The 5,071-nt window shown below is 71.5% G+C and carries 9 protein-coding genes; all 9 read left to right on the forward strand.

What is annotated here, in order from left to right:
* Nucleotides 1-272 (forward strand): hypothetical protein (locus tag VGR37_16185; protein ID HEV2148945.1); only part of this gene is annotated, 272 nt, incomplete at its 5' end.
* A gap of 99 nt (nucleotides 273-371) precedes the next feature.
* On the forward strand, nucleotides 372-692 hold the full coding sequence (locus VGR37_16190; protein HEV2148946.1) for a YbaB/EbfC family nucleoid-associated protein: 321 nt from the start codon (nucleotides 372-374) through the stop codon (nucleotides 690-692).
* An 18-nt stretch (nucleotides 693-710) separates the two neighbouring features.
* On the forward strand, nucleotides 711-1,301 hold the full coding sequence (recR, locus tag VGR37_16195; GenBank protein ID HEV2148947.1) for a recombination mediator RecR: 591 nt from the start codon (nucleotides 711-713) through the stop codon (nucleotides 1,299-1,301).
* 94 nt (nucleotides 1,302-1,395) lie between these two features.
* Complete coding sequence (locus tag VGR37_16200) at nucleotides 1,396-1,710, forward strand: hypothetical protein (protein ID HEV2148948.1); 315 nt, start codon at nucleotides 1,396-1,398, stop codon at nucleotides 1,708-1,710.
* Nucleotides 1,710-2,210, forward strand: a complete 501-nt coding sequence (locus VGR37_16205) for a roadblock/LC7 domain-containing protein (GenBank protein HEV2148949.1) — start codon at nucleotides 1,710-1,712, stop codon at nucleotides 2,208-2,210. The genes VGR37_16200 and VGR37_16205 overlap by 1 nt, the downstream gene beginning before the upstream one ends.
* Before the next feature lie 12 nt (nucleotides 2,211-2,222).
* Nucleotides 2,223-2,801 carry a GTPase domain-containing protein gene (locus tag VGR37_16210; GenBank protein ID HEV2148950.1) on the forward strand — a complete coding sequence of 193 codons (579 nt, stop codon included), beginning with the start codon at nucleotides 2,223-2,225 and terminating at the stop codon, nucleotides 2,799-2,801.
* Between the two features lie 22 nt (nucleotides 2,802-2,823).
* Nucleotides 2,824-3,465 (forward strand): CDP-diacylglycerol--glycerol-3-phosphate 3-phosphatidyltransferase, encoded by a 642-nt coding sequence (gene pgsA / locus VGR37_16215; protein ID HEV2148951.1) that lies wholly within the window; start codon nucleotides 2,824-2,826, stop codon nucleotides 3,463-3,465.
* Nucleotide 3,466: 1 nt separating this feature from the next.
* Nucleotides 3,467-4,321 (forward strand): alpha/beta hydrolase, encoded by an 855-nt coding sequence (locus VGR37_16220; GenBank protein HEV2148952.1) that lies wholly within the window; start codon nucleotides 3,467-3,469, stop codon nucleotides 4,319-4,321.
* 145 nt (nucleotides 4,322-4,466) lie between these two features.
* Nucleotides 4,467-5,048 carry a nucleotide exchange factor GrpE gene (locus VGR37_16225; GenBank protein HEV2148953.1) on the forward strand — a complete coding sequence of 194 codons (582 nt, stop codon included), beginning with the start codon at nucleotides 4,467-4,469 and terminating at the stop codon, nucleotides 5,046-5,048.
* Nucleotides 5,049-5,071: the final 23 nt, after the last annotated feature.

The raw sequence follows: 5,071 nt of genomic DNA on the forward strand, positions 1-5,071 counted from the left end.
AGGTGAGGGTGGCGGTTCCGCCCGGCTCGCCGGTGCTGGACCGGCTCTCCGCGCCCGCGGCGCGGCGGACGCTGGAGGACGCGCTGGGGAAGCGCGTGGGACGGCGGGTGACGCTGTCGTTCTCGGAGGGGCAGGCGAGCGGCGGGGACGGCGCCGGGCCCGGACGGATCACCGCGGAGAGCGCCCGGCGCGACCGCCTGCGCCGGCTCACGGAAGAGGAACCCCTCCTCGCCGCGGCGGTACAGGAGTGGGACCTGGAGCTGGTCGACTAGCCCGGCGCGACGCCCCGCGCGGACCGCGGTCCGTCACTTGCGGACGGCGCGCCCGCCGGTATTTTGTGCAAACTTCGCCCGCACGGCCCGATGGCAGATATGAACAACTTCCAGCAGATCCTCGAGATGGGCCAGCAGGTCCAGGCCCGTCTCACGCAGCTCCAGAGCGAGCTGGGGCAGAAGACCGTCTCCTCCTCCAGCGGGGGCGGGATGGTCACCGCCACCGCGGACGGCAAGGGCCGCGTCCGGGCCATCAAGATCGACCCCACCGTGGTGCAGGGGGGCGACGTGGAGATGCTGGAGGACCTGGTCCTCGCGGCCGTGTCGGAGGCGCAGAACCGGGCCCAGCAGCTCTACGAGGAGGAGGTCCGGAAGCTTTCCGGGGGGCTCCCGCTCCCCTTCCAGCTCCCCGACCTGTAGGCGCGGCGGGAACGCGGCTTGTCGGTCATCGACGACCTGGCGGGTGAGCTGTCCCGTCTCCCCGGCATCGGCCGGAAGACGGCGCTGCGGCTCACCTTCCACCTCCTGAAGGCTCCCCCCGAGGAAGCACAGCGGCTCGCGCGGGCCATCCTCGCCGTGCGCGAGCGGGTCCGTGCGTGCGTGCGCTGCGGCAACCTCTCCGAGCGGGAGACCTGCGCCATCTGCGAGAGCACGCGCCGCGACGTCTCCGTGATCTGCGTGGTGGAGGAGGCGTCGGACATCGGCGCCATCGAGCGCACGGGCGAGTTCCGCGGCATCTACCACGTGCTGGGCGGCCACCTCTCGCCGCTGGACGGCGTGGGGCCCGCGGAGCTGAACGTGGAAGGGCTGCTGGGGCGCATCGGCGTGGACTCCGGCATACGCGAGGTGGTGCTCGCCACCAACCCCAGCGTGGAGGGCGAGGCCACGGCGCTCTACCTGCACCGGCTGATCGCCCCGCTGGGGGTGCGCGTCACCCGCATCGCCCGTGGGCTCCCCATCGGCGGCGACCTGGAGTACGCCGACGGCGTCACCATCGCCGAGGCCCTGAACGCCCGCCGCGAGATGTAGCTCCCGGCGGGGGACGCCATTTCCCCGCGCCGTCCCATTCGTTAGTTTGTCCGCGTCAGCAGCCGAGTCATCCGGGACGACCTCCACCGGGCGTATGGAAACCAGGCAGATCCTGCGAACCACCGGGTTCACGCTCCTCACCGTCGCCGCCGCCGCGGCGCTGGGTGCGCTCCTCGTGCGCGACCAGATCAGCCGCCACCAGCGCGACCTGTTCAGCCCGCACCCGCTGCGCCGCCTGGCCGCGCTCGGGTACCTGGGCGGCCGGCCGGCCTCGGTGGACACCGTCCTCCTCCTGCGCGACTTCATGGCCTGGGAGGCGCGCCCGCTCCTGCGCCGCCGTGCCGCCGCGCTCCTGGCCCGCATGGAGGACTCGCTCGCCGCCCGTCCCCTCACCCCGGAGGTGCGCTGATGGCGGGAGCCGCGAGCTGGTCCTTCGAGCAGCGCGACTTCCAGCGGATCGAGCGCCTCCTGCAGGGCTTCCTGTACGAGTCCAACACGCGGTGCGCCCTGCTGGTGGACCGCAGCGGGCAGCTCGTGGCCACGGTGGGCGAGCAGCCGGCGTTCGACTCCGTCGCCTTCTCGTCGCTGGCGGCCGCGGACTTCTCCGCCAACGACCAGCTCGCCTCCATGATCGGCGAGAACGAGTTCTCCTCCCTCTTCCACCAGGGGGAGAAGGAGAGCATGTACCTGGCGGACGTGGCGAAGCGGGTGATCCTGGTGGTGCTGTTCGACAACCGGACCACGCTGGGGATGGTCCGCGTCAAGGTGAAGAACGTGGTCCGCGAGCTGGGGGAGATCTTCCGGGAGATGTTCGACCGCGATGCAGCCAGCCCCACTCGCGCCCATCTCGAAACGGCGTTCGTCGACGAGGCCGAGGACGAGATCGACCGGCTCTTCGGAGATCTCTAGGAGGATACGGCCATGTCGATGATCAACTACGCCTCGCGCGAGATCAACTGCAAGATCGTCTACTACGGTCCGGGTCTCTGCGGGAAGACGACGAACCTGGAGTACGTCTACGAGAAGGTGGCCCCGAACACCCGGGGGAAGCTGATCTCGCTGGCGACGGAGACGGAGCGCACCCTGTTCTTCGACTTCCTCCCGGTGGACCTGGGCTCCATCCGCGGCTTCAAGACGCGCTTCCACCTGTACACGGTGCCGGGGCAGGTGTACTACAACGCCTCCCGGAAGCTGATCCTGAAGGGGGTGGACGGGGTAGTGTTCGTCGCCGACAGCCAGGTGGAGCGGCTCGACGCCAACATCGAGTCCATGCACAACCTGTACGAGAACCTGGCCGAGTACGGGCTGGACCTGCGGGAGATCCCATTCGTCATCCAGTACAACAAGCGGGACCTCCCCAACATCTCCTCGCTGCAGGAGCTGGAGGAGCAGCTCAACCCCGACCGCGTGCCGTACTTCGAGGCGGTGGGCGTGCGCGGGATCGGGGTGTTCGACACGCTGAAGGCGGTGAGCAAGTCGGTCATCAAGTCACTGAGCTGAACAGGCCGAACGGGTGCGCGGGATGAACCTTCCCAATCTGATCACCCTCGGCAGGATCGTTCTGGCCCTGGTGCTGGTCCCGCTCCTTTTCGTGGACGGGTACGGTCCCCGCCTTGCCGCCTGGTTCATCTTCCTGGCCGCTGCCTTCTCGGACCTCTGGGACGGGCACCTCGCCCGCTCACAGGGGCTGATCACCGACCTGGGGAAGCTTCTCGACCCTCTGGCGGACAAGCTCCTCGTAGCCGCCACCTTCATCCCGTTCTACATCCTCTCGCACTCCGCCCGTCCGGACGCGCGCTTCCCCTGGTTCGGAGGCGAGTTCCCGCTCTGGATCATGCTGGTCATCTTCGGGCGCGAAGCGTTCATCACCGTTTTCCGCAGCTACGCGGCGCAGCGGGGGGTGGTGCTCGCCGCCGGCAGGCCCGGGAAGCTCAAGGCGGTGTCCCAGAACATCTTCATCGGCGCGGCGATCCTCTGGTACGCCCTGCAGAGCAAGGCGCGCGCGGACGGCTGGGATGGGCCGGTGTGGGCCGGGTGGCAGACGTTCCACTTCGGCTTCACCGTGGTCGTGCTCTCCGTGGCCGTGGTCCTCACGGTGTACTCGCTGCTGGTCTATCTCCGCAGCTTCCGCACGCTGGACCTCGGGAAGCCGGGAGCGCCGTAGCGTGCGGGGGGCCGCGGGGGAGGGGAGCTCCGGCACCTTCCGGGGAGCGGACGGCCTCCTCCTGCACGCCCGCGCCTGGGAGGCCGCGGAGGCGCGTGCCGCCCTCCTGGTCTCGCACGGCCTGGGGGAGCACTCGGGGCGCTACGCCACGCTCGCCGCGGACCTCGTCGCCCGCGGCGTTTCCGTGTTTGCCACGGACCACCGGGGCCATGGCCGCTCGCCGGGCACGCGCGGGCACGTCCGCCGGTTCGCCGAGCTGGTGGACGACCTGGAGGCGTTCCGCGCCCACGTGGCCGCCCGGCTACCGGCGGGGCTCCCCGTGTTCCTGCTGGGGCACTCGCTCGGCGGGCTCGTCGCCATCCGCCACCTCGAAGAATACGCGGAGGCTCCCTTCGCGGGCGCCGTCCTCTCGGCACCGCTCCTGGGGGTGGCGCTCCGGCCTCCCGCCTGGAAGGTGTCGCTCGCGGGCGCGCTCGCCCGCATCGCCCCCTCGCTGCGGCTCGCCAACGGCATCGACCCCGCCGACCTCTGTTCCGACGAGGCGGTGGTGGCCGCGTACCGCGCCGACCCGCTGGTGCACCCCTGGGTCACCCCGCGCCTGTACGTGGAGATCCAGGCGGCCATGCGCGCCGCGGTGGAGCGGCGCGGCCGGATCCGCGTGCCGCTCCTCTTCGTGGTGCCCGGGGCGGACCGCATCGTGCTCTCCGACGCCACGGAGACGTTCGCGAGCGATCTCCGCGGCGACGTGGAGGTGCGGCGCTTTGCGGGGCTCCGGCACGAGGCGCTGAACGAGCTGGAGCGCGGGGAGGTGGTGGTGGGAGTCGCTGACTGGATCGCGAAGCGGATCCCCGGTTGACTGCCAGAATGGCGCGGGTTCCTGGCACGCACGTTGCCCCCTGCGGCCCCTGTTCTGCGCGCCCCTTCCGGCGCGCCCCAGATCCGGGCCCGCCACGCTCCGGCCGCGCGGGCACACCCGACGACGATTCCAGCCCACGGACGAGATGAAGAAGCACGACACAGCGGACGCCCCGGCGGAGACCCCCACGGCGCCCGAGCAGGAGGCGGACGGCCAGGGGCAGCAGGGCGCGCAGCCCGGCTCCGACGGCCCCTCCGCCGGGGCCGCCGCCTCCGCCGACGCTTCCGAGCGCGAGCTGGCCGCCGCGCGCGACCGCCACCTGCGGCTCGCCGCGGAGTTCGACAACTACAAGAAGCGGGTGGAGCGCGAGCGGGCGGAGGCCTGGAACCGCGCGCAGGCGCAGCTCGCGGAGAAGCTCCTGGACGTCCTGGACGACCTGCAGCGCGTTGCGCACTACGACCCCGAGACCGCCACCGCGCAGTCGCTCGTGGAGGGCGCGCAGATGGTGGAGCGCAAGCTCCACCGCGCGCTGGAGTCGGCCGGGGTCGAGGAGGTCGCGGCCGAGGGGGAGCGCTTCGACCCGGCCGCGCACGAAGCGCTCATGACGGTCCCGACGGAGGTCCGGGAGGAGGACGACACGGTCGCCGACGTCTTCCAGAAGGGCTACCGCTTCAAGGGGACGCTCCTCCGCCCGGCCCGCGTCCGGGTCAAGCGCTACGAGGGGTGACGGACGCGGCGCCCCCCCCCCCG

The sequence above is a fragment of the Longimicrobiaceae bacterium genome, from assembly GCA_035936415.1.
In the GTDB taxonomy this organism is placed as follows: domain Bacteria; phylum Gemmatimonadota; class Gemmatimonadetes; order Longimicrobiales; family Longimicrobiaceae; genus JAFAYN01.

What these genes read in the sequence shown, in the direction of transcription:
- VGR37_16190 (HEV2148946.1), top strand. Translation starts at nt 372, where the DNA reads ATGAACAACTTCCAGCAGATCCTCGAGATGGGCCAGCAGGTCCAGGCC.
- VGR37_16200 (HEV2148948.1), top strand. Translation starts at nt 1,396, where the DNA reads ATGGAAACCAGGCAGATCCTGCGAACCACCGGGTTCACGCTCCTCACC.
- VGR37_16205 (HEV2148949.1), top strand. Translation starts at nt 1,710, where the DNA reads ATGGCGGGAGCCGCGAGCTGGTCCTTCGAGCAGCGCGACTTCCAGCGG.
- VGR37_16210 (HEV2148950.1), top strand. Translation starts at nt 2,223, where the DNA reads ATGTCGATGATCAACTACGCCTCGCGCGAGATCAACTGCAAGATCGTC.
- pgsA (HEV2148951.1), top strand. Translation starts at nt 2,824, where the DNA reads ATGAACCTTCCCAATCTGATCACCCTCGGCAGGATCGTTCTGGCCCTG.
- VGR37_16225 (HEV2148953.1), top strand. Translation starts at nt 4,467, where the DNA reads ATGAAGAAGCACGACACAGCGGACGCCCCGGCGGAGACCCCCACGGCG.